This window comes from Pseudarthrobacter phenanthrenivorans (assembly GCF_000813845.1).
Taxonomy (GTDB): domain Bacteria; phylum Actinomycetota; class Actinomycetes; order Actinomycetales; family Micrococcaceae; genus Arthrobacter; species Arthrobacter phenanthrenivorans_B.
The window spans coordinates 1-215 of sequence record NZ_JWTB01000070.1; the positions used below are offsets into that span (position 1 = coordinate 1).

Sequence of the window (215 nt, forward strand, 5' to 3'; positions counted from 1 at the left end):
GACGTCACCCGGGACCTGTCCACCCTGATGCGCCAGGAAGTGGAACTGGCCAAAGCCGAAGCCAAGCAATCCGCCACCCGCGCCGGGAAAGGCGCCGGCATGCTCGCCGGCGCCGGCATCGGCGGACACTTCGTCCTGCTCTTCCTCTCCCTGGCCCTGATGTGGGCCCTGGGCGCCATCATGCCCCTGGGCTGGTCCGCCCTGATCGTCGCCGT

Annotated in this window: 1 protein-coding gene; it reads left to right on the forward strand. The window is 69.8% G+C overall.

What is annotated here, in order from left to right:
* Window positions 1-215: phage holin family protein (locus RM50_RS20065; RefSeq protein WP_167562189.1), on the forward strand; the 215-nt coding region annotated here is incomplete at both ends.